At 56.1% G+C, this 23142-nt stretch carries 25 protein-coding genes; 13 read left to right on the top strand and 12 right to left on the bottom strand.

The annotated features are described in order from the left end of the window. Positions 1 to 536 precede the first annotated feature (536 nt). From ACIX9_RS15755 to ACIX9_RS15745, 3 genes are all read left to right on the top strand, one after another. Positions 537 to 1433 carry an ArdC family protein gene (locus ACIX9_RS15755; RefSeq protein WP_013581484.1) on the top strand — a complete coding sequence of 299 codons (897 nt, stop codon included), beginning with the start codon at positions 537 to 539 and terminating at the stop codon, positions 1431 to 1433. Further along, positions 1433 to 1840, top strand: coding sequence for a DUF6908 domain-containing protein (locus ACIX9_RS15750; protein ID WP_013581483.1), 408 nt, complete (start codon positions 1433 to 1435; stop codon positions 1838 to 1840). The genes ACIX9_RS15755 and ACIX9_RS15750 overlap by 1 nt, the downstream gene beginning before the upstream one ends. 86 nt (positions 1841 to 1926) lie before the next feature. Continuing rightward, on the top strand, positions 1927 to 3606 hold the full coding sequence (locus ACIX9_RS15745) for a ParB/RepB/Spo0J family partition protein (protein WP_013581482.1): 1680 nt from the start codon (positions 1927 to 1929) through the stop codon (positions 3604 to 3606). 181 nt (positions 3607 to 3787) lie between these two features. Here ACIX9_RS15745 and ACIX9_RS15740 read toward each other — a convergent pair whose 3' ends face one another. After that, the gene (locus tag ACIX9_RS15740) at positions 3788 to 5251 is read right to left on the bottom strand and encodes a hypothetical protein (RefSeq protein WP_013581481.1); all 1464 of its coding nucleotides are present in this window, start codon (positions 5249 to 5251) and stop codon (positions 3788 to 3790) included. A gap of 30 nt (positions 5252 to 5281) precedes the next feature. Continuing rightward, on the bottom strand, positions 5282 to 6172 hold the full coding sequence (locus ACIX9_RS15735) for an AraC family transcriptional regulator (protein ID WP_041597867.1): 891 nt from the start codon (positions 6170 to 6172) through the stop codon (positions 5282 to 5284). Between the two features lie 131 nt (positions 6173 to 6303). On the opposite strand from ACIX9_RS15735, the gene ACIX9_RS15730 reads away from it, so the two are divergent. Further along, positions 6304 to 7047: an SDR family NAD(P)-dependent oxidoreductase gene (locus ACIX9_RS15730; protein ID WP_013581479.1), complete on the top strand. Its 744-nt coding sequence runs from the start codon at positions 6304 to 6306 to the stop codon at positions 7045 to 7047. Positions 7048 to 7228: 181 nt separating this feature from the next. On the opposite strand, the gene ACIX9_RS15725 is transcribed toward ACIX9_RS15730, so the two are convergent. From ACIX9_RS15725 to ACIX9_RS15680, 10 genes are all read right to left on the bottom strand, one after another. Continuing rightward, on the bottom strand, positions 7229 to 7477 hold the full coding sequence (locus ACIX9_RS15725) for a nuclear transport factor 2 family protein (protein WP_041597154.1): 249 nt from the start codon (positions 7475 to 7477) through the stop codon (positions 7229 to 7231). A gap of 32 nt (positions 7478 to 7509) precedes the next feature. Further along, entirely contained in the window at positions 7510 to 8349 is an 840-nt protein-coding gene (locus ACIX9_RS15720) for an oxidoreductase (protein ID WP_013581478.1), read from the bottom strand. Between the two features lie 49 nt (positions 8350 to 8398). Beyond that, positions 8399 to 8995 (bottom strand): nitroreductase family protein, encoded by a 597-nt coding sequence (locus tag ACIX9_RS15715; protein ID WP_013581477.1) that lies wholly within the window; start codon positions 8993 to 8995, stop codon positions 8399 to 8401. 80 nt (positions 8996 to 9075) lie between these two features. Beyond that, on the bottom strand, positions 9076 to 10149 hold the full coding sequence (locus ACIX9_RS15710) for a quinone oxidoreductase family protein (protein WP_013581476.1): 1074 nt from the start codon (positions 10147 to 10149) through the stop codon (positions 9076 to 9078). Next, a complete protein-coding gene (locus ACIX9_RS15705; protein ID WP_013581475.1) occupies positions 10149 to 10526 on the bottom strand; it encodes a VOC family protein in 378 nt (125 codons plus the stop codon). The genes ACIX9_RS15710 and ACIX9_RS15705 overlap by 1 nt, the downstream gene beginning before the upstream one ends. Positions 10527 to 10627: 101 nt before the next feature. Then, entirely contained in the window at positions 10628 to 11377 is a 750-nt protein-coding gene (locus tag ACIX9_RS15700; protein WP_013581474.1) for an SDR family oxidoreductase, read from the bottom strand. Between the two features lie 40 nt (positions 11378 to 11417). Continuing rightward, complete coding sequence (locus tag ACIX9_RS24000; RefSeq protein ID WP_013581473.1) at positions 11418 to 12167, bottom strand: helix-turn-helix domain-containing protein; 750 nt, start codon at positions 12165 to 12167, stop codon at positions 11418 to 11420. A 139-nt stretch (positions 12168 to 12306) separates the two neighbouring features. Beyond that, positions 12307 to 15318 (bottom strand): sensor histidine kinase, encoded by a 3012-nt coding sequence (locus ACIX9_RS15690; protein ID WP_013581472.1) that lies wholly within the window; start codon positions 15316 to 15318, stop codon positions 12307 to 12309. Then, the gene (locus ACIX9_RS15685) at positions 15319 to 15948 is read right to left on the bottom strand and encodes a response regulator (RefSeq protein WP_013581471.1); all 630 of its coding nucleotides are present in this window, start codon (positions 15946 to 15948) and stop codon (positions 15319 to 15321) included. 70 nt (positions 15949 to 16018) lie between these two features. Then, on the bottom strand, positions 16019 to 16930 hold the full coding sequence (locus ACIX9_RS15680; RefSeq protein WP_013581470.1) for an SDR family NAD(P)-dependent oxidoreductase: 912 nt from the start codon (positions 16928 to 16930) through the stop codon (positions 16019 to 16021). 416 nt (positions 16931 to 17346) lie between these two features. On the opposite strand from ACIX9_RS15680, the gene ACIX9_RS25925 reads away from it, so the two are divergent. The 9 genes from ACIX9_RS25925 (at position 17347) to ACIX9_RS15640 (ending at position 22859) form a co-directional block, all read left to right on the top strand. Beyond that, positions 17347 to 17484 carry a hypothetical protein gene (locus tag ACIX9_RS25925; protein WP_013581469.1) on the top strand — a complete coding sequence of 46 codons (138 nt, stop codon included), beginning with the start codon at positions 17347 to 17349 and terminating at the stop codon, positions 17482 to 17484. Then, positions 17481 to 17795 (top strand): antibiotic biosynthesis monooxygenase family protein, encoded by a 315-nt coding sequence (locus ACIX9_RS15675; RefSeq protein ID WP_013581468.1) that lies wholly within the window; start codon positions 17481 to 17483, stop codon positions 17793 to 17795. Before ACIX9_RS25925 ends, ACIX9_RS15675 begins: the two co-directional genes overlap by 4 nt. A 14-nt stretch (positions 17796 to 17809) precedes the next feature. Continuing rightward, positions 17810 to 18655, top strand: a complete 846-nt coding sequence (locus ACIX9_RS15670) for a sugar phosphate isomerase/epimerase family protein (RefSeq protein ID WP_013581467.1) — start codon at positions 17810 to 17812, stop codon at positions 18653 to 18655. A gap of 374 nt (positions 18656 to 19029) precedes the next feature. After that, positions 19030 to 19560 carry a cupin domain-containing protein gene (locus ACIX9_RS23995; protein WP_013581466.1) on the top strand — a complete coding sequence of 177 codons (531 nt, stop codon included), beginning with the start codon at positions 19030 to 19032 and terminating at the stop codon, positions 19558 to 19560. Next, positions 19561 to 20121, top strand: a complete 561-nt coding sequence (locus ACIX9_RS23990) for a cupin domain-containing protein (RefSeq protein ID WP_013581465.1) — start codon at positions 19561 to 19563, stop codon at positions 20119 to 20121. A gap of 3 nt (positions 20122 to 20124) precedes the next feature. Further along, the gene (locus ACIX9_RS15655) at positions 20125 to 20520 is read left to right on the top strand and encodes a nuclear transport factor 2 family protein (RefSeq protein WP_041597153.1); all 396 of its coding nucleotides are present in this window, start codon (positions 20125 to 20127) and stop codon (positions 20518 to 20520) included. Between the two features lie 41 nt (positions 20521 to 20561). Further along, positions 20562 to 21611 (top strand): alkene reductase, encoded by a 1050-nt coding sequence (locus ACIX9_RS15650; protein ID WP_013581463.1) that lies wholly within the window; start codon positions 20562 to 20564, stop codon positions 21609 to 21611. A 211-nt stretch (positions 21612 to 21822) separates the two neighbouring features. Then, positions 21823 to 22389, top strand: a complete 567-nt coding sequence (locus ACIX9_RS23985) for a cupin domain-containing protein (protein WP_013581462.1) — start codon at positions 21823 to 21825, stop codon at positions 22387 to 22389. Positions 22390 to 22412: 23 nt separating this feature from the next. Then, on the top strand, positions 22413 to 22859 hold the full coding sequence (locus ACIX9_RS15640) for a cupin domain-containing protein (RefSeq protein WP_013581461.1): 447 nt from the start codon (positions 22413 to 22415) through the stop codon (positions 22857 to 22859). Positions 22860 to 23142 lie beyond the last annotated feature (283 nt).

The following is a 23142-nucleotide window of genomic DNA, read 5'->3' as shown; positions in this document are numbered from 1 at the left end:
CTTTGTGAGGCGTGAACGCAGAGACTGTAGAGCCCCATAGGCGAGCAAAAACATGACGCAAGAGAAATTGCGCACCTCGTAGACGTGCCCCATCGCTTCATGGCTGTCCAGTTTCGGTTCTTTGGAATAGAGCAGGCCACAAGCTTTGCGTGGAAGGAGGGAGGCGCTTCGCTCCTCCCTGTCTCCAGCCGCTGAGCGTCTTCCACCACCCACCTCAGCGGGCCGTTCCCGCCCGCAACACCCACCCTCATAGGTCTTGTACGCTGACGCGCACGAATAAGGAAGCCAAACCTCGCTAAGGGGCTCTGCCCCGATCGCGCGGCGCAAGGGGTTTCCCCAGTCTTCCGCGCTGCGCTTGTGCAGACCTTCGCTGCGCTCGTCCTTTCCACTCCAGCTTCGCCTCCGTTCCAAGGATGGGAGAGACCCCTCCCCTTGCACCTTGCTACCCCCGCCTTCGCCAGGTGGCGTTCGGCATGTACATGCCGCGATTCAACGCGGACGTGCAACGGCAACAGCAACCGCAAAGGAGAGACACCATGACCGCCAACGCCATCGACAGCAAGAAGCCCACCACCAAACAGGAACTCATCGCCGCCAACGTCAAGCTCTTAATTGAGCAGTTGGAGGCAGGACACTCCGAAGCCCTTACCGACTACCTCACCGCCATGAGCCGTTTCCATAACTACAGCTTTGGGAATGTGCTGGAGATCGCGCGGCAGATGCCCACCGCCACCCGCGTGGCCGGATTTTGGGCATGGAAGAACCTTGGCCGCAGCGTCAACGCAGGAGCCAAGGGCATTCGCATTCTTGCCCCCATCGTCGGCGTTCGCCGCAAGAAGGCCGTGGAAGCGGAGAAGGACATCACCAAGCAGAACGAGCGTGTATTGGTGGATTTCCGGAACGCCTACGTCTTCGATATCTCGCAGACCAACGGCGTCGACCTCCCATCCATGCACGAGGTTTCCGGCGACCCCGGCGAGAACATTGAGCGCCTTGCCGCCTTTATCAAAGGCCAGGGCATTCAGTTGGTTTACAACCCGAAGATTGCCCCCGCGCTCGGCATGAGCTACGGCGGACGCATCGCCATCCTTCCCGGGCAAACTAAGGCCGAAGAATTCTCGACGCTGGTTCACGAAACCGCGCACGAAATGTTGCACAAGGCCGAACGCCGCACCGCCACCACCAAGACGGCGCGAGAGACGGAGGCCGAAGCCGTGGCCTTTGTCGTCGGCAAAGCCGTTGGACTGGTCAACGGAACCGCCTCCGCTGACTATATCCAGCTCTACCACGGCAACGCCTCGCTGTTGGCCGAGAGCTTGGAAGTCATCCAGCAGACCGCCAGCGTCATCCTCGGAGGCTTGGAGCCAGCCGTTGCCAGCGAGGAGACACCGCAGCAACAGGAGGAAGACCCGGAATTGCAGGAGGCTGCGTAATGGACACCATCCTCCGCATACTCAAGACCGCCGGAGGCTGGAACCACGGCCTCCACCTTCACATCGAGAACCCGCCCTTTATGGCTCTGGTAATCGAAGCCGGGGACGAGTCGGGGCCGTGCGGACTCCCCGCAATCTCTGTCTGCCACTACGGAGAACAGAACGGCGACGCCATGCTTTACCCGGAGATGTGTTTCGAGCTTGGACTCGCCGGGGGAGCGCACCTGAACCCTTACTACTGGCGCAATGACTACGTTGCCGTCGAGCAATGGAGCCGTTTCATTCAGTGCGGCATGTATGTCTACAACTCCGAACTCCACGACCAACACCAGAAGTTCGCCAAGCTGTGGGACAAGAACCTTCGAGAACAGCGCTTTCTAGAAGCCTTCGAGCGACAGCGCACCTAACCCAAGTTTCCCGCCTACGGAGCGGATACAGGGCAGCGTGTACGCTTCACGACCCCAACCCCCACAGCCCAAAGGAGAGCATTCCCATGCAAGACAGCAGCCCGTTCCAGTACATCGCCATCGACCAGCTTTTCGAGTCCAAGACCAATCCACGCCAGACCTTCGACCAGACCAAGTTGGAGGAACTTGCCGCCTCCATCAAGCACCATGGCCTGATTCAACCCATTGTCGTCAGACCCAAGGACAACGGGTTTGAAGTGGTCGCAGGGGCAAGGCGATACCGTGCCTCACTCTTAGCCGAGGAGTTCTCCGTTCCTGCACACATCAAGGAACTGAACGACGCCGAAGCGATCGAATGGCAGTTGGTCGAAAACTCGCAGCGCGTGGATGTTCACCCATATGAGGAGGCGCAGGGATTCCAGCGCTTGCTCGACGTTCCCGGCTACGACGTGGCCGCTCTTGTCGAGAAGTCCGGCAAGAGTGCAAGCCACATCTACGCACGGCTCAGCCTACTGCAACTCATCCCCAAGGTGGCCGAGGCGTTTGTGCAAGAGCGCATCACCGCCAGCCACGCCAACCTTATTGCTCGACTGCCGCAGGAGCATCAGGCCGATGCGTTCGAGAACTGCTGGCGCAAGGACTGGCAGGACAAGGAAGCGCACTTGCTCCCGGCGAAGCACCTGAGCGCATGGATTCAGAACAACCTCTATCTGAACCTTGCCGACGCACCGTTCGACCGCGAAGACCCGACCCTCAAACCCGAGGCCGGGGCTTGCGTCACCTGCCCACGCCGCAGCGGATTCAATACCAGCCTGTTTGCCGGCGTGCAGGGTGACCAGTGCCTGGACGGGGCGTGCTTTCAAGCCAAGGTGACGGCGCACATCGACCGCGAGGTTGCCACCCGTCCGGAGTTAGTGCAAATCGAAACCGCGTGGCGTTCCCCCAAGGAGCAGCGCTCAGGCACCCTCAACAAGAACCAGTACCGCGAACTTGCGGAACCGGATAACCCCGATGCTGAGCCGCCATGCCCGAACGCGAAGGCCGCCATCATCGTGTTCGGGAAGAACGTAGGCAGAACGGTCACTGTCTGCCTTGAGGACGAATGCGCAGTACATACCAACCACGCACACCACGCCGACGAAGACGTGGAACCGCCGCCCGTCATGGCCGAAGCGCCCGAAGAAGAGACGGAGGAAGAGGCTGCGCAACGGAAGGCCGAGCATGAACGCCAGATGGCGGAATACCACGCCGAGCAGGGGCGGAAGGAGGAAGAGCGCAAGGCCGAGTTTGAACGCCAGCAAAAGCAATACGAGGCCGACCAAGCCCGCCGCGAAAAACTGCGCAAGGCACGTCTCGCGACCTTCGAACGCATCGTCGAAGAGGCACCAGCAACCTTCAGCCCCGAACAGCAGCGAATGTTCCTTCGTCTGCTCGTCAACATCAACCCCTATGAGTTTCTCGAAGAGGTTGCGTCGCACTTCAGCGGCGAAGAGAACGAGGAGCGTTCGAAAGACCAGATCGTGTTGCATGCTCTTTCCAACACAGCCGACGGCAAGCTAAACGGCTTCGCCCTGCGCATCGTCCTTACCGAACACGTCGGCATTCCCCGCGAGAACGAACTCGACTTCCTCACCGAAGCCGAGAACGTCTTCGCTCCGAAGAAGCCGAAGGCCGTCAAGCCGAACAGAGCCCCGGCCAAGAAAGCCAAGCCCGTTGCCGTCAAAGCTGCGTCGAAGAACACCGATTCCGCCAAGAAAGCAGCGTAACGATTGCTCAACTCCGGCCCCGGATTCGTCCGGGGTCGTTCTCTCGTCTTTGTAAAAAGCGGCAGGGAGAACCCGCTTTGGTTTCTCCCTGCACCCTCATCCCGCTCTGTCTCCGGCCCTCGCTCGCCGGCTGCGCGGCAGGAGTCGAGTTCCTCCTCCTGCACCTTCCCCTTGATCTCTACTACCCGGAGGAACTGCTCATCGGCAAAGCAGGAGGGTCGGCGTGCGTATCACCGATGATCTGCTGAATTGGGTTACCTGCCACCTGCGGCAGAGAGGGCAGACGGTCTACGAGACGCAAGAGGCATAGCGTATAAGCCTCTCTACCGATCGACACATCAACATCCTGTTCCCGCTCTGCTGTATGAACCACCTGGTTACGCGCGTAATAGACCTTGCCAATCTCTTCAACGCATATGGCCCTGCGTGGGTGACCCTTCAAGAGCAGACCAGCCCTTCGCTTGAGACGCTCGCCACCGCCCGGAGCGTAGCTATCCGTGAGTAGGCTCTCCAATGCAACTGCCAACATCACTATGTCGTCGTCACCACTTGTGTATCGGAAAGACCTGCGGAAATAACGTAAGGACTGCATGATCTTCTTGAAGACCCTGTGCATCACTGTTTCCACAGAAGAAAGCACGTTCGATTGCCGGTAGCCCGCTTCAATAGCGTTGAGGGCCTTGCAAACCCGCTCCATGAGCGGTCTTCTGTGAACCCACGCCTTGAGGTTAATTCCAACATTCACGCTGCATAGCTCGGCGAGTTCGATAGTCCGAGCGTTCATGGGGATGCAGCGGCTCTCAAGTTTCTTTGCGCTGCCGGCCTTCGGCTCGAAGAGCAGGAAATGAAAAATGTCCTGAGTCTCCCAGTTGTTGTTTCTGGTGGAAGAAAAGAGCGTGTCAGCTTTCAGGACTGGAAAGCCCCCCTGAAGGGAAGCCAAACAGAACAAAAGCGAACTTGCCCTCTCCAGTTGCAGAATGATAAATCGGTGGTTCTCGTAGTAGTCATTCGAAAAAACGTGAGCCTTTACCGCCAAAAGTGTATTCCGCGTCAGCCACTTCGTCGGCCGGCTTCGCTCATAGTGCTCCATCGATTCGACGGGAATAGCCCGTTTGATTCCGAAGCTCTCGGCGGCCCGCTCAAGAAACTCAATCGTGCCTCCGAGAGAATTCGTTTGCGCTCTCGCGCAGACTTCTGCTTCGGTGACAAAGAACTCAAGACGCGCAGATGTAAACCGCTCCAAGAGGGCGATCCCCAAGAGACTGAATGAGTGCAGCGGGTAGAGGATCAGTCCTGGCTTGTGAATCCCGACAGTGCGAATGAGGGTAAGGGCCGATAAAACCGGGTCGACAACTTGAGGGTCTCGAATCCTGTCGTAAAAGATTTGGTCGAGTACTGAGCCCCCGATGAAAACCGAGTGTGCATAAAGCGTCTTGCGAAACCGCCAGCAGACTTCCTGAAGATGTTTCTCCACTCCGGCAAGAGAGGGAGGGTTATGGTCTTCAATCTCGAAGAACAGATCCTCCAGCGACCGGTATGGAGCCAACGCGGCGGACTTGCCTTTAAGGAACTGCAGCGATTTTCGGAAGGCTTTCGTCTCGATCGCCTTCTTCAACGTCTTGTTGTTGGGTAGCTTTACTGGCATGACGGGGATGTCTCCTTTCTGGTGACGAGGTCAGGCATGTCCCCGCACCTTATTGGCGATGTCAATGGCGTCCCTCGAAGGAGAGCTACCGAATAGACGCGCATACTCGCGGCTGAATTGCGTTGCGCTCTCATAGCCGACAGCGAATGCTGTAGAAGTCACATTCCCTTCACCGGCAATCAACATAGTCCGAGCGTGCAACAGCCGAACGCGCTTTTGATATTGGAGTGGACTTAGCGCCGTTACTGTCTTGAAATGACGATGGAACGCGGATGCACTCAGCGCGGCCATATCGGCAAGGGGTTTCACGCGGAGTGGCAGAGCGAAATTCTCTCTGATCCACTGAATGGCTAGACCGATCCTTGAGACCGTAGACTCGGGCGCCGCAATTTCCCGAAGCATCCAGCCCAGCGGCCCCTGTAAGACGCGGAAGAGAATCTCTCTCTCGTACGCCGGGGCTAACGCAGCAATCTCGGTCGGCTGGTCGAGGAGACGGAGCATCCGCAACCATGCATCCAGGAGCTCCGGTGTCACGGGAGCCACGGAGAAGCCGGAACTGCAGCGCCCTTCCGTTGCAGTTTTAGGCAGATCGCCGAGCAATTGAGCGAGACGAACGGGTTCAAGCGTGAGACTTACGGCAAGATAGGGCTCGCCATCTGCGGAGGGTTCAACCGCCCCCACCGCAGGCAGATCGACAGACATTACAAAGTATGTGGCCGGGTCATATCGGAAGCTTCGGTCTCCGACTGTCATCGTCTTATTCCCTGCAACAATGAGGTTGATCATCGGTTCGTAGACGGTGGCAAGACGATGTTCTGGAACCGCGCCTTTAACCATTGCAATGCGCGGAATCCCCGTTTCCGTTCGACGGTTCTCGGCTCGGGCAGCCAGCCTTCGCAGTTCGTTGAGCTGCATCTCCATAAATCCATCTTCTCGCATCGCGCACCGAGATTCCTCAACAAAGCAGGATTAGGCAGGTCTTAGGGAGGATTGTGCGAGCACCGAAGTGGTCCTGGCGGCTAACTTCCGTAAGAGGAAGCGAAGACAACAAAATGAGAATCGTCATCATCACCGGCGGAAGTCGTGGCATCGGAGCGGCAACAGCAATCGAGTGCGCTAAGCGAGGTTTGGGAGTCATCCTGACCTACAACGAGAACCAGGCAGCCGCTGAATCCGTCATCGAAAAGATCACCAAGGCCGAGGGAACTGCCCTGGCTCTAAAGCTAGATGTCGCCGAAAGTTCCACGTTTGGCTCGTTTCGTGATTCAGTTCGTGTCGCCTTGCAGTCGAAGTGGCAGCGAGACGACTTCGATTGCCTAGTCAACAATGCTGGCTATGGGGCGTTCAAGCCTATCGAAGCGGTGACAGAGGCGGACTTCATGGGATTGTTCAATGTCCACCTCAAAGGCCCGTTCTTTCTCACTCAGTCGCTCCTGCCACTCATGGCGGACAACGGAGACATCGTGAACGTGACGAGCGCGACCACGCGCGTTGCAACGGCTGGAGTGGCACCATATGCGAGTTTCAAGGGAGGTCTTGAGGTCCTGACTCGCTACATGGCAAAGGAGTTAGGTGCGCGCAGGATTCGCGCGAATGCAGTCTCTCCGGGGGCCATTCGAACCGATTTGGGTGGTGGTTTGAACGATGAGTTTGAGGCGATGCTTGCTGGACAAACCGCTCTGGGACGAGTTGGGGAGCCGCAGGATGTTGGCAGCGTCATCGCCAGTCTGCTAGCAGATGAAAATCGTTGGATTAATGGTCAGTCTATCGAGGTTGCAGGCGGCTACATGATCTAAGCCTGGCAGCGTTGCCCCCGCCATTGGAGGGGCAATGCTGCCCTAAGCCTCAAACGCTATGCGCTCTTTGCATCGATGAAAGTGAAGAGCGCGGCCAGCTTTCCTTGTTTAGCTACTCCGATGTCGATTCCGGTGATGCGTGTTGGCATCTCCTTGGGCGCAAAAGCCCAAGGAAGGCAAGCTACGCCATGTTGTGAACGTACGGGACCAGCCACGGAGAAGGTGATCCCGGAAAGCACTGGGCGAGCCACGCAATCGCTTTATCGATCTTCTCCGTTCCCTGATGTGCCGCCTCGGGATCGATAAAGATGGCATCCTCTGACCACAACTCAACGAGGAGAGCCCGACGAATCGCGCCGTCCTTCTCGTTTAAGATCTCAAGCAAATTGCGAACCAGAAGGTCTGTCACAACATCATTGCCATCAGCCATGTGGTCAAAGGCTCCTCTCGAGCAGGTACGTTCTAGGCGCTTTCCTTCGGGAAGTCTGTGAAGATGCTCAGTTCCTTCCACTCTTTCGCCGCTTCCATCTTCGCCAGATCGTTCTTTTCGATGGCATTGTAGGCGTCGCTTCCAACTATGAGGCGGAAGGGAGGATTCTGTTCTGACGCGATCTTCAAGAGAGCAGCGGCGGCGCGCTTGGGATCTCCGGGTTGTTTGCCATTGAAATCGCGTTGGAAGCGGGCCGTCTTGCCGACCGTTTCGTCGTACTCAGGTCGCCCTTCTTGAAGACTTGTGGAGGCGCCAGCAAAATCCGTCCGGAATCCGCCTGGCTCGACAAGCGTGACCTTTACGCCAAACGGCGCAACTTCCTTTGCCAGGGTCTCAGAGAACCCCTCCACGCCCCACTTCGCAGCAGCGTAGGGAGCACGACCGATTGGTCCCATGCGTCCAGCGATCGAGGTCACTTGGATAAAATGCCCGCTCTTCTGTTCGCGGAAGTGCGGGAGTGCAGCCTTTGACAAAATGATCGTCCCAAACAGATTCGTCTCAATCTGCTCTCGAAACTCGGCCAAGCTCGTGTCTTCAACAGGCGCGACATTGCCGTAGCCCGCATTGTTCACCAGAACATCGAGGCGACCGAATTTGGCAATCGTGCTCTGTACCGCTTCGTATGCTTGTGCTTCGTTGGTCACGTCCAAGGCAATGGGCAGCACATTTTCACCGTAAGTTTTCTGCAGGTCTTCGAGATCACTCACCTTTCGCGCAGTAGCCGCCACCTTGTGACCTGCTTCAAGAGCAGCGATTGCAAATTCTCGTCCGAGACCGCGGGAACTTCCTGTAATAAGCCATACCTGTGACATATCGTTCGTACGCCTCTATCCGTCGCGCTTGCACTTGCCAGCGACATCGTTATCGCTTGAATTCACCTTCGAACGCTATCTGCTCGAGAGGCAGGCGATCATTCGGGTGTTCCAGCTTTCTTAGGCCCTCGGGAAGTTTCTCTGGGTCACTCAGCCGGCCGATTGCATAAGCCGCCTCAACTTTGAAACCTTGTGGAACGTTGAGTTCCGTCATCGCCCGCTCCCGGTCGATGCCTCCCATTCCATGCGCGAACCAACCAAGTTTGCGTGCTTGCAATGCCATGTAGCCCGAAGCTGTACCGGCGTCGAATGAATGAGTGACGGAGGGGCTATCGGTTTCCGCCCCCGGCATTCTCATGATCGAGTTGGATACAAAGAAGACAAGCGCCGAAGCATCTTTCGCCCAGAGTTGATTGAAAGTGACGAGTAGATCGAGATGTTTGGCCCAGGCCGGGGTGTCCCGAAGAGCGTAGATGAATCGCCAGGGTTGGATGTTGTAGCAAGACGCCGCCCAACGCGCGGCATCCAGCATGGTGAGCAGTTCAGCCTCGGCGATTGCTTCCCCGGTGAAGGAGCGTGGTGACCAGCGGTCCAAGAACATTGGATCGATTGGGTACTCTGTGCTGCGTCCGTTTTCGGCGGTCATCTTCACTCCTGACATCCTGTTGCTGAGATTGGGCCGACAATTCCTAGGCCCGACAGACAAGTAGGCTTGCGTTGTTGCGCCTACTTGCTGGAGGTCACGACGGTCAATTCCAAGCTGCCTGCTTTGCCTGCGTACTCCATTGCGGGTTCCAGGTCGGGCAACGAAAAGACTCTTGGTTGGATTGGGTTCAGGTCCAGTTGGCCGGATCGGACCAACGACAGAAGGGGCAAGTACGCCCCTTGAGGGTGCATGAAGTTTCCGATGATCTCCCAGTTGTTGAACATCATCTGGAGGTAATTGATGGGAATCGGAACGGCGCTGCTCCCCATGAGCACGATGCGCCCCCAGCGATAGAGCGAACCAAGTGCCGCCAGCGTGGAATTAGGATCCTTGGCGTTTCCAACTTGATCGAAGGCTAAATGGGCGCCTCCGTTGGCGGCGCTTCGCAAAGCCTCAGTGTCCTTCGTCACATCGCCAGTGAGGACAACGGGAATCACTCGTTCGCCGCCAGCTTTGGCTAGCTTATCGAGCGTTTCCTTGCTGCGGCCGGCCGCGACCACGCGACTCGCGCCCATTGCAAGGGCGACGAGAGTTGCGGCGCTTCCGTAAGCACCACTGGCGCCGTTCACCACCACCGTCTCACCCGCTTGGAGTCTTCCCCGCGTCAAGCCTCCAAACGGAACGATGCAGCGGGTAATGGCGGTGAGTTGAGGGAAGTCATAATGGTCAAGACCGTTGATCGGAGTAACAACCTGAGCGGGTAGAAGAACGTACTCAGCCAGTGTCCCGTCCTTCCAAGAACTCTGGAGTGCATCTCCAATGCCTCCCGGGGAAGTTACTCCGATGAGAACCTGTCCGGGCTCGGGTACGTTCTCTCGTGCGACAAGGTGACTCGACGTCACGACTCGCTGGCCCTTCTTGAGGTGCCACACATCAGCACCGACAGCCTCAACCGTTCCGATAGCATTGCCACCCGGGGTGAAATCTTCTGGGGCACGATAGGCCGGCAGCTTGCCCTCCACGTAAGGCTTCAGATAGGACATCAGAGCTTGCGACTGGACACGAACCAGCACGCTTCCGGGGCGAACCTCCGGAATAGGAACATCAACGAAACTGAGTTTGTCGCCAAGGCGGTCAATCTTCCACGACTTCATCAGGCGTTCTCCTTCTTCTTGGCTGGCTCGAAATATTCGACAACCAGCCCATCGGGATGACGGGCCGTAAAGTTTCTCCCGCCCGTTACGGTCTGCGGTTCGTGAAGAATCTTCGCCCCGTTCGTTTTGAGCCAGCTAAAGCTTTCATCGAGCGAATCGACGTAGTAGACAGCGTTCACAAGGCGGAGCTCGTCGAGCATCTTTTGATCGGCAGCAAGGATAAGAACGCCCCCGACCTTTGCCGCCTCTACGTTCGTCTCGGCGATGTGCACTCGTCGCTCGCATTGAACACCTAGAAGGACTTGATAAAACTGAATCGCTGTCTCCCACTGGTTTCGCTCGGTGTAGATACGTATCGCTTGCTGCAGAATCCGCATTACATGCTCCTATCAGATGACCGGTCTAGTGTGGCTCCATCTCACTGAGACCACTTTGTTGATCATGATGCTAGCAACGAGGCACCATTCGGAATGCTTCGCTAGACCAGCGAAAAGCCACCATCGACTATCAGGTTTTCGGCGTTCACGAAGCTGCTCTCGTCGGAACCCAGAAACAGTACGGCCTTGGCGATTTCCTCGGGCTGTCCTGTACGTCCCGCCGGTGTCTTTGCTGAGGATTGCGCGGCATATTCTTTGATCTGATCGTCGTTCATGCCCAGTCCGTTATAGCCAGGGGTGATCACGACACCCGGGCTGATCGCGTTGACCCTTATCTTTCGGGACTTGAGATCGTTAGCCCATCCACGAGCGAAATTCCGCACAGCGGCCTTCGATGCGGAGTACATGCTGAAGGCTTCCATGCCTTTGCTCTCGGTAATGGATGAGTTCAGGATGATCGAACCGCCGTCGTTCATGATCGGCAACAGCTTTTGAACTGTGAAGACAACTCCCTTCACGTTCGTGTCGAAGATCTGGTAGTAGTGCTCTTCTGTTACATCTGCAATGGGAAGCACTGTTCCTGCACCCGCATTCGCAAAGAGAATGTCCAGCTTGACCTTCTGCGCCGTCAGTTCAGCAGCGAGGCGGGTGAGGTCGGCAATCTTAGATACGTCCCCTTGGATGCCAACACCAAGTGGGCCGATCTCATTGAGAGCACTGGTGAGAGCTTCCTGCCGACGTCCCGTAATGAAGACCTTCGCACCCTCCTGCGCCATCAGCTTGGCCGTTGCGAGTCCGATTCCGCTATTGCCGCCTGTAATCAAAGCCGTTTTACCACTGAGTCGTCCCATGTTCATTCCTTTCGATCGTCCGAAATCCTAACTGTGCTCTCTATGGATGAACGGCGCTTCCCGGTAGCGTGTCCAAACTTCCGCTTTTCAGCGTTCCGCGTCCAGCGGGCGGTTGATGGTCCTGAGAAAGGATGTGGCGGCGATCAAGCAGGGTAGGAGCCACCGAAGCGTAGTGAGACTGCTGGCGCTGACGCCGGTATTCGGTAGGGGTGGTGCGCGTGAGCCGCCTGAAGATCCTGGCGAAGTGTTGTTGAGTTTGAAATCCGCATTCGGCAGCGATATCGATAATGGGAGACTCTGATTCTTCGAGGAGAGTCTTCGCCTTACAGATTCGGAGCCGCAACAAGTACTGGTGAGGTGACGTACCAGTGGAACATTTGAATCGCTGCGAGAAGTACGCGGCACTCAAGCCTGCCTCGCGGGCTAATTCGGAGAGTGTGAGGTTACGGCTCAAGCGATCGCCGATGAAGGCGAGTACACGGCGGAATTGCGATGGAGAGAGGCCGTCTTCTGCTAGCTGAGCGGGAGGAACGCAAGCTGTAGCGACCGTTGCTTCTTCACTGGTTTCGTCGGTAATGAATGATTCGGCGCGGGGGTCGAGAAGGCGAATGCGTACACGTTTTCCATCCTGCTCGACCCAAGCCGGTCCTGGAAGCAGAGCGTTCGCGCCGGCGCGATGCACCATTGCAAGCCGCGACGGTCTGCGCGAGGCGTCGTGTATCAGGAAGAGCTTGCTCTTCTGGGCCGGCACAATGGAATTGGCGACCTGGTGATGTCTGCATTCGGCCATGCCTACCTCACTTCTGAGCTCACCGTTCCCCGTGGGAATCAACGGCTCTTATGTGAAGGTAGGCTTCATGCGGTTTGTCTAAAACCACACAAACTTGAGGAATTGCCTATAGATTTCTATAGGTTTGACCAGGTCAATCTCACTCTCCGCGGATCAGGCGAACGAAACGAACCCAGATCGAAGGTCGTGCGCTCTCTAGAAGAGAAGAACGGGGCACGCGGAGCAGCACCTCTGTGCCATCTCCGGGTGAAGCCTTGAATGTCAGATCAGCACTTAGGAAGCGTGCTCGTTCTCGCATCCCTGCTAAGCCAAAATGTCCGAGACGCCCCTCTTTGACGAACTCGGACGCTATACCAGCGCCATCATCTTTTACTCGGAGTTCGAATGCTTCTCCGTATGTCATGACGACATCGAGACGTTTGCCTTTGGAGTGTAAACAAGCGTTCGTAATCGCTTCGTACGCGATGCGATAGACCTCCTCACGCACGCACACGGACATCGCGGCAGGTTCACCATCTACGTTCAGAGCGGTAACGATCTTGCTCGACAACGCACAATCGTCCAGCGCATCTTGAATGAGAGTCTCAAGCGATTGCTGTTCGATAACGGGCGTCCGGAGAGACCGGAGTGCAGTCCTACCTTCCTCCATAGCATTTCCGAGCCAAGTCGATAACATCTGCACGCGGGGCTGTGCTTGATCGTGCTCGGACATCTGCACCAGTGCCGCATCCGCAAGCATCTTGCTCCCTTGAATCGTTTGCAGGAGCGTGTCATGGATATCGCGGGCAATTCTCGTCCGTTCAGCCAGTCGCTCATCATAGCGTGCCTGCGCTTCCCGGCGGATCTGACGACTTCTGAGTCGATACGCGAGGAGGATGACCAGCGAACCCAATGCAGCACAAACCGCAAGGAACGTTTTGGTCTGATACCAAGCGGGAAGGATGGTGAAAGAAAACTGGGCCTCCTTACGGCTCCAGTTCCCGTCTGCATCTCCGCTCACCACGCGGAAGGTGTAGTCTCCGGGACGCAGATCCGTATAGAACGCATCTCGTAACTTCGTCGAATCCTGCCACTCCTTATCGTGACCGTCGAGTCGACAACGAAACCTCACTCGCTCCGGTATCGCCAAAGCTGGGGCCGTGTATCTCAGGTCGACGTCACGCGTGAGGGCCGGCAATTTCATCCCGGAAACTGCTTCCTGTTCAACGTGCCGAGCCACAATAGCGTCGATCTCTGCGTTCGGTGCTGCTGCCACAAGCTGTGCGTGGCTGGGATCAATCTCCTGAACATCTGTCCCGTTCGCGAACCAGAGCCACCCGTCAGTCGATCGCGTTACGCGGGGAGCAAAATCCGCCCCATTGGGAAGGGCACCGTCGAAGATATCGAAGAGGTGCGATCGTACGCTGTATCGCGAATCAGATTCGAATTTTGAGAGTTCCGAGTTCGCAATCGTTACCAGGCCGCACTCGGAATACACCCAAAGATTTTCTGACTTGTCGAAGACGACCGAAAAGACGTGGTTGCAAGGCAATCCGTTCGATTTGTCGAGAAACCGAGAGTCTTGGCGGTTAAAGAGTTCAACGCCGCTGGACGTGCTGGCCCATTTAGAGCCATCTTTCGCGAAAGCGAAGGAAGTTCTCTGAATCTTTGTTTTGGGAGTCCATGTCTCGATGGAACCTTGCTGAAAGTGGATGAGAGGCGATCCATGCTTCCCACCATCAATGAAGAGTCCACCGGCCGGATCAGCAACGATGGCGTAAGGGTCAAATCTCAGAGGCTGAACTTGGAGCTGCCGCGACGTGGGAGAGAGGCGAAGGAGCACATATGGCCGTCTGCTAGCCAGCACCCACACATTATGTTCTGTATCTTCTTGGATCGAGACCACAGCGCCGGTTGCATGCCCTTCACTGTCAAGAACGCGCGTGAACCGACCCTTGTCAAAGACATAAAGGTCGGCATCGACTCCGACCCAGAGACGCGCCGCATGGTCTTCAAGAAGTGCTGTCACACGCTGTCCGGGTAGACCCGTCTTAGGAAAATAGTTGAAGGCCTTGCCATTGCGCAACGTGCTCAAGCTGCCCTTATTTCCGACCCAGACACCGCCTTGAGACGCGGCTGCAACCGAATGGACAGAGTCGCTACCCAAACCCTCCGTTGTCGAAAATGTCTTCACGAAGAGATTCCGAAATCGGTCCAAACCCTTCTTCGTTCCGACCCAGACATCTCCTTCGTTGTCCTCGAACAGGCTGGAGATGGTGTTACCACTCAGGCCGTCGCTCTCTCCAAAGTGGTCGATCCCGTCCTGTCTTATCCGGAAGAGTCCTTTATCGGAGGTGCCGACCCAAGCCGTTCCATCGCGGTCGACCAGTGTGGAGGTTACGCTCCAAGCGCTGCTCGATACGGGTTCGCTGTAGGCATCATGCCAGATGCCGTCCTTGAGGCTCTGCAAGCCGAGCCCCGACCCCGCCCTTGTGATGCCCACGAGGATGCTACCGTCCGCGCGAGGCGTGAGCGACTCGATCCCATTGGAGGTTTCCGCGGCGCTCAGTTCTGGATGAGGGTACTCTTGAAACACTCCCGAGTGACCACGGAGGAGACGGCTCCCGCTTGCGACCCACAAATCCCCTCTCGCGTCTGCTGCGAGAGCCTCTGCGTAGGGCAGCGTCACGCCGTCAGCAGCAGTTAGGCAATGAAACTTACTTCCCACAACTTCGCAGAGCGGCCCCGAGTTGGACCGCGAGCGCGTGAACCAGATCGTTCCGTGTACATCCTGACGGATGTTATTGACGTGCACATCGGGACCTTGGAGCTTCTCAACCTGACCACTACGCATGTGGAACAGGGATTGCCCCGTTCCGAACCAAAGACTTCCATCCTGAGCGGCTTGGAGCGCAAGAATGCTTCCACTCCCCACATGGACAAAACGAACGCCATCGTATTTGAGAAGGCCATTATCGGTCGCAATCCAGAGAAAGCCATCCGCTGTTTGCGTTACATCATTCACGGCACCATTGAAGGCGCCGTCGCGGATACGCCATGCTGTGTGCCCTAATTGCGAAAGCTGTGCGTCAGACTCAAGGGCCCTGCTCGTGACACCACCCGCAAGCAGGAGGGCCACCGCAATGAACTGAAGACTCTTCTTCACCGGCATTCAGATCTCCAATAGGCCACGCCGAAGCGCGATCATCACCGCGTGTGTACGATCATTCGCCTGCAATTTCTGCGAGATGTTCTTGATGTGAAAATTTACCGTCGCTTCGGCAATCTTTAGGTCAGAGGCTATCTGCTTGTTTCGCCGTCCATCGCGTATGAGCTTGAGCACATCAAGCTCACGATCCGTGAGCTTCTCATCACCAAAGCGCTCGGCCATTCGGGCCGCGAACTCATGTGGCACGTGTTTCGTTCCGCTGTAAACCGAACGAATCGTGACGACAAGTTCTTGCATGGGGAGACTTTTCAAGACATAGGCAGAGGCGCCCCCGCGCATCGCGCGGCGCACGTCGGCATCGTCCTCAGAGGTCGTCAGGATGATGACGCGTGCGTCCGGATTCAGCTGCCGTATTTCTGCCAAAGTCGCGAATCCGTCTGTTCCAGGGAGTCGCAGATCCAAGAGCGTTATGTCCGGCGCATGGCGTCTGTACTGCTCCAGTGCCTCAACCGCGTTGGAAGCAACTGTGGCAAGCTCCATGTCTGGTTGAAGGCTGAGCACCGCACGAAGGCCCTCGCGGAAGACCGGATGATCTTCTACGCTGAGAATTCGAATTCGGGGCATCTCGTCCATAGCAAGGTATTGGTTCAGCGTTACTTGCGTCGCATTCTCAGTTTATCGCCCGTTGAAAGACTCAGTAGCATCACGCTTGCATTTTCAAAGTTCTTGCCACCAACTCGTTGGACACCTGCCAGAGACGACTTGCCATGGCTGTATCAGACAAATATTTGCTGCCCTCGGCGATCTGGCAATCTTCCCAGTATTTGCCAGAAATCTGTTCGACGACGGGGCTTGCAACCAGCATGGATTGTGTTGCGGCACCTTGCTCCGGCGACTTGAAGAACAGTTGAGCGACAGAAAGAACCAGAGACAGGGGGAACGTCAAGTTTCGGTTGAGATCCGTGCCTTTGACCGCCCCAGGATGGAGCGAGTTCACCGCGATGCCGCGATCGCCTAGCCTGCGAGCCAGTTCGGTGGCGAAAATCGCTAGTGCAAGTTTGGACTGGCCGTAGAACTTCGAAGCGCTATAGTGCGTGTGACCATCGAGGTCGTCGAAGAGAATTCCATCCTTGGGGGCTTGATTCTTGCTGGCGCTACTGCTGACGACCACAACTCGGCCTGAATGGTCAGGAAGCTTCGGGACAAGGCGGTTAATCAAGTGGAAATGGGATAGGTAATTAACTAGAAATTGCATCTCGACCGATCCGCGCGTTTGCACGGTCGAGGCCCCTGTAATTCCTGCATTTGCCACAATCGCATCAACCTTTTCGTAGCGTTCAGCGATAGTATTTGCAGCACGTTCGACGGATCGGAGATCCGACTGATCGCAGGCAATAGCGGCAGCGGGACTTTTGAGCCGGGCACAGGCCCTTTGAGCGCTGTCGAGCGATCGAGCAACTCCTATGATACGAGCGCCCCGCGCGCTGAGCGCTCGTATCGTCTCGAGCCCGATACCCCCGCTACAGCCAGTTACGAGAATCGTCCGATCAGACAAATCCAGATTGGCAAGCACCACGTCGGCGGTCGACTTGGAGTCAAATGGGGTCTTGGTCATAGCAACCTCCTGCGGTCAGATATGGTTAGCGAGCTCTGTGCAGATCCGTAGTCCTGATGTCTATCTGCGCCGATCAGTATGATGACTGCCCACGCTGTTTGTTTGATGGCCACGAGGTTCTTCGAACGCGAAGTGGTGTGAGCTCGAAACAAACAGAAGGTCGAGTACCTCTCTTTATACATGTGACGCTGTTCGTGACGAGGACGCGTGCATAAACCTTTGGTTTCGTTTGTGTAGCAATCAGAGGGACTTTGACACGAGAACGTGTCTGAAGTGCCTAGATTGTGTCCAAAACTACCGCTAAGGTTGCGCACGCGTGCTTAAGCACCTTCTGTGTGACTAGAGCCGTGCTAGCGTAGCGCAAGATGCAAACAGAGCGCCAAAGGATTGCAAGAGGTCCTTGCGCTGGAGCCACCATGCTGAATCCTGAATCATCAGAAAACGAAGTGATGTTTCGTTCATTCAAAGACGCCCTGCCCAGCCGGCGCGAGATGATTGTCGGCGCCGTTGCTGCAGTGGTTGGACTTCGTTACGCGAAAGGCGAAACCCGGTGAAAAACAAACTCACACTCGTTGTACGTTTCCGGATTCCCGAGTCTCAAAAGGCAGAGTTCTTCTCGAAGATCCGCGAGGTCTTCACTCACATTGTGGAGGAGAACACCTTCATCGAAGCCTCTCTGGTGCAGGACATGCGGGACCCTGAAAGCATCCTCAATTACGAGGTCTGGGACGAGACGCCTGATTCCTTCATGAAGGGTCAAATGACAAAGTCCTACCGCGCAGCATTCGAGAAGATGATTGTCGATCTCAAGATCGAGCGGACCCCCGCTTGGTATTCAACGATTGACGACTGGAAGCGTGCGTAGGCTGCGGGGTTCTCATGAGCAACAGAACTCGAGTGATGTGGAACGGAACAGTCCGGGCTCTTCCGTTCAAGGAGCAGGTCGAGGCGGCGGCTATCGCCGGGTGTTCGGCAATTGCCGTCACACCTTCGGATTACAACAAGTGGGTCGGCGCCAGTCTCAGTACCCGGGATTTGTTGAAGATCGCGTCCGATGGCGGCGTGAAGATCACGCATTTAGATCCGTTTGTTCGCTGGACTGCGGACTGGAAACCCCATCTTGAGGGGATGGACTTTCCCATCGACATCGTCGGATTCGATGAGGACGACTTTTTTCGGATGGCAGAAGCGTTAGAGGTTGACTCGTTTACCGCTTGGAGCGGTTTCTCAGCCAATCGGTACTCGCTTCCCGAGATTGAGGACGCATTCGGATCTGTGTGTGTCCGAGCTGCCAAGAGCGGCCTTCGCTGCGACCTTGAGTTCATCCCGGTCTTCGGCGTTAGCTCGCTGAAGATGGCTTGGGACATTCTTCAGCAGGTAAAGGCAGACAACGCTGGTATTGTTTTCGACTTCTGGCATTACATGCGCAGCGGTCCCAATGAGGAATTACTTCGCAGCATACCCGGGGACAAGATCACGGCTGTGCAGTTGTGTGATGCGACGGCTGAAGTGCCTAAAGGAATGTCGCTTGCTTACGACGGCCTCAATCATCGCCTCACACCAGGTGATGGCGATTTTCCGATTGCTGCACTTGTTGAAACCCTGTATCAGATCGGTGGACTCAACAATGTGGGTGTCGAAGTATTCTCGCCTAAATATGACAAGTTGAGCGCCGAGCAGGTAGGCGAGATTACCCGCACCGTATTTGAGCAGTTCTTGCCCTAGCTGTCCGAACGGACGGCTCAGCCAAGCATCATGCCCCTGGAAGACCACATGGCTGACTTTGACTGAACTTTGGTAATTCGGTCAGGCAAGGTTGTCGTTTAAAGTCCACAGGCGTCTCGTTGTCTCGGGACCGACTATGTATGGACAGAGGCTCACGCATTCTGATGTTTCTGCGGGATAGGGAGATGTGCACGTTCCTTCGATGTTTTATCTGTTCGTTGCTTGAAGGTGGCCCTCAATAAGGTCGGCGAGTCGGCACGCGAGCAACAGCGGATCGAGCGATTCCTTCGAACCAAAACCGAGCTTCTGGACACGTTCAATGAGCCAAATCCCACTAGAACAAGAGAGGTCGCAGCCGGCGGCCTGGGGATCTAATGCAAACAGTTCTTAATAGCCTTCCTGCACAGGAAGGCGTTCGTTTAATCGAGCCGGGCGAAGGAAAGCCCTTTGATCTGGGCCCAGTCCACTTCCAGTGGAAGGTCCGTGGTGAGGATAGTGCTCACGCCTACACGATATTCGAGCTCCATCTGGCCCCCGGTGGCGGCGTTGATCTACACAGTCACGCCTCTCCCGAAAGCTTCTATGTGCTCGAAGGGGAAATGACCTTCTTCCGCATAGTCGATGGGACGCAGGAAGCCTTTGTGTGCGGTCCAGGGTCGACGATCGTTATCCCTCCCAATGCGCTCCACGCCCTCTTCAACAAAAGCGCTGGCGCTTGCCGGTTGCTGGACGTTTCGACGGTTTCTCACCAGGACTTCTTCGATGAGGTACAGGCGGCTGATCGGAACGAGAGCTTCGCGTCCCTTGAACCGAAAGTTGCGGGAGTTCGCTTGTCAGAGATCGCTCGCAGGAACGAGATGTACCTCGCTCCGTACGACGTCAACACAAAGAAGGAGATCGATTAGATGACTGCGCTTGAAGACACCCTAAGAGCATTTGAACGAGCGGCCACGCTTGATTCGACGGTCGCATATATGGGCAGCCTGATGACGTTCCTTGCAAAGGCCTCTGAGACCGATGGCCGCTTTGCTTTGATGGAGTACTACACCAAGCCTGGCAACGAGCCGCCACCACACATCCATGATCGAGAACATGAGATGTACTTCGTGCTGGAGGGCTCCATGCGTTTCTATTGCGAGGACAAGACGATGGATATCAACGCAGGGGACGTAGTTTTTCTTCCTCAGGGAAAGGCGCACGCTTTCAACTGCCTTTCTCCTCAAGTACGCACCTTGATCCTTGTGGCAGCCTCGGGAGAAGGCTCGGTGGGGCTCGACAGTTATTTTCTGACGATGGGTGAGGAGCCGCAGAGCATGTCACTCCCAGATCACGCGTTGACATACGTGGAAGAAACACCCGAGCGGGCCATCAAGGCCTGTAACGACAATGGAATTTATGTGATGTCTGAGGATGAAACAAGGAAGGCGTTGCCCCAGTATCCGGGCTTCGGCGCACCGGTGCGATGAGGGATGACCATGACGGAACAAAACGAAGTTTCTGAGATTGAGCGACTAGAGAACGTCCGCTACGCAGCGATGTTGAGCCAGGATGTGGAAGCACTCGATGTGCTCTTGCATGATCGCCTGTTACACGTGCATTCCACGGGCAATCAGCACACGAAGATGGCATATCTCAGCGGATTAAAGAACCGGGATTGGGAGTACCACCAGATCGACCGTTCTCAACAGAACATCATCCTGCAACGGGATACCGCACTTGTTTTCAATCATCTTTTTCTTCGTTTGGAATTGAAGGGTAAGGCGATTCAACTCCATAACCAAGCGCTTTCGGTATGGATTCGAGAGAAGGGCGCGTGGCAACTCATCGCAATGCACTCGGGTTTAGAGCCGTCCGAAACAAGATGACCATCGACATACAGCGAAAGAAGCACTGAGGAGTTTCTACGATGCCAACCTTACTTGATCCCATACGAATCGGCGATCTCGAACTTCCGAACCGCGTTCTTATGGCTCCTATGACTCGACTGCGCGCGAGCGTTCAGAACATACCCACCCGTCTCATGACGGAGTACTACACCCAGCGAGCGTCTGCAGGTCTCATCATTGCGGAGGCGACACCGGTCGCGCCTATGGCTCTTGGCTACGCACAGGTCGCCGGAATCTGGTCAGAAGAGCAGATCAAAGCGTGGCAGGATGTCACATCCTCCGTTCATCAACATGGCGGGCGCATTTTCTTGCAACTGTGGCATGTCGGAAGAATTTCGGATCCGATGTTCCTACACGGCGCTCTTCCGGTCGCCCCCTCCTCCATCGCTGCAGCTGGTCATGTTTCCCTCGTTCGCCCGGAGAAAGCTTTCGTCACACCGCGAGCCTTGGAGACGGAAGAAGTCTATGGAGTTGTGGAAGAGTTTCGGCTTGCAGCAATGAATGCTCAACGAGCCGGCTTCGATGGGGTAGAGATCCATGCAGCAACCGGATACCTCGTCGATCAGTTTCTAGAGTCCGGGACGAATCATCGCTCGGACGACTTCGGCGGCACACTCGAAAATCGAGCTCGTCTTTTGCTTCTCATCGTCGACGCATGCACTTCGGTGTGGGGCTCTGGCCGTGTCGGGGTGCGGGTTTCTCCCCGAGGTGATCGCCACGACGTGTCCGATGCCAACCCTGCGGAAACGTTCAAGTATGTGGCCAGAGAATGTGGGCGACTCAAGCTGGCGTACCTACACGCCCGTGAGTTCCGCGCCGCCGACTCACTCGGCCCTGACTTGAAGCGCGACTTCGGCGGAGTCTTCATTGCCAACGAGAATTTCACATTCGGATCAGCGAACGAAGCTCTTGCGCGAGGAGAGGCAGACGCCGTGTCTTTCGCGAGGTTGTTCATCTCGAATCCGGATTTGCCAAAGCGGTTTGCAAACGGTGCAGTTCTCAGCTCAGCTGACCCTGCGACTTTTTACGCTCATGGAAGCGAAGGGTACGTGGATCACCCTGCAATGTAACAAGCAACTCGCAGTTCGACGGGATTATCGAACCAAACCCGATCTTCTAGACACACCAAACCAAGCCGAGATCGATAGAACCATAAGGGGGTTGAGGAAGCGGAGCACCCGAGATAAGTGCGTCCTAGTCGAATACCCCTTAGTAAAGAGAGAGTCTCAGCGAACGCTCTGAGGCTGCGCGATCTGCACCCCGCGAGAAAGAGGCACCATCATGTCAAACACTGAGAAGCAGCAAGGTCCCACCGCGTACTCCCGCGAGGTAGGAGTCGATTCCACCATCAAGTACATGGGCCAGGTCATTACCACTTTGGCGAAGGCTACCGAAACGAATGGACGATTTTCTCTGATGGAGGTGAAAGTGCGGCCTGGTCTAGAGCCGCCCGTGCATATCCATGAGCGCGAACATGAACTGTTCTTCGTGATTGAAGGTTCGGTTCGCTTTTACACGCCCGAGAAGACCTTTGATGTACATGCCGGTGGGGTCGGATTTCTCCCGCAGGGTAAAGCCCACACATTTGCCTGTCTCACCGACGAACTGCGCGCCCTCATTTTGGTTGGAGCCACCGGCGTAGAGACGGTCGGCATGGACGGCTACCTGCTGCAGATGGGTGAGGCGGCCCGAGACATGGATGTTCCCGACCCATCAACGATCGCACCAATCGAGGATCCTACCGAGGTCATTAAGGCCGGAGCTGCTTGGGGCATCCGCTTTTTGTCTCCTGAAGAAACGAAGGCCGCGCTACCGGAATATCCCGGCTTCGGCGTTCGAGTCTCCTAAGCCGTCCAATAAAGGAGTTTTCTATGACAGAACAGAAGGAGTTCGTACTCGCTGGCGTTGTGATGAAGCAGCAGCTTTCGGGTGCGGATACTAACGGATCGTTCTCTCTCTTCGAGAATCGCAGCGGCGGGCAATCGAAGACGCCAATCCACGTGCATGCAGACGATGATGAAACTCTCTTCATCATCGAAGGTGAGATGAAAGCGATCATCGCGGGCAATGAACAGACGATCAAGGCTGGTGAGTCAATCTTCTTGCCTCGTGGCATACCTCACCAGCTCATAAATTCGAGCGGACATCCTTCGCATTACATGTTGCTTTGCACACCCAGCGGCTTCGAAGGGTTCCTAGCGGAAGGTGGTCATCTGAAGGGGCCTGACGAAGTGGTGGGCCCACCCACGCCAGAAGATATCGAGCGCCTCAAGACAGCTGCCCCGAAGTTTGGCATCACGCTACTTCCAGGTTGGTAGCTCGAGCTATCGAAGTTGAGGCACTTGAGCTTGGACGTCCGAAAGGTTGCGTCTAGCGAGGGTCGTTCACCAATGTTCTTCGGTGGGCGACCCTCGTTTTTTCCCGCTAACGACTTCACACTCTCAACACGGCCCCACCCAAGGAATCGAGTGGGACATAACCTCTTCTAGCCTCCGAATCGTCGGTCTCGGCGTCCGGAACATTCATCCCAACCACGCACTGACGGACAATTCCCTGAGGACCTTGAAGGGCTTCGATCTCGATTCGAGGCCCTTGATCTGT

The organism is Granulicella tundricola MP5ACTX9, assembly GCF_000178975.2.
GTDB classification, from domain to species: Bacteria; Acidobacteriota; Terriglobia; order Terriglobales; family Acidobacteriaceae; genus Edaphobacter; species Edaphobacter tundricola.
The sequence above is the reverse complement of the archived record's forward strand: the minus strand, read 5'-3'. Positions and strand labels throughout refer to the sequence as shown.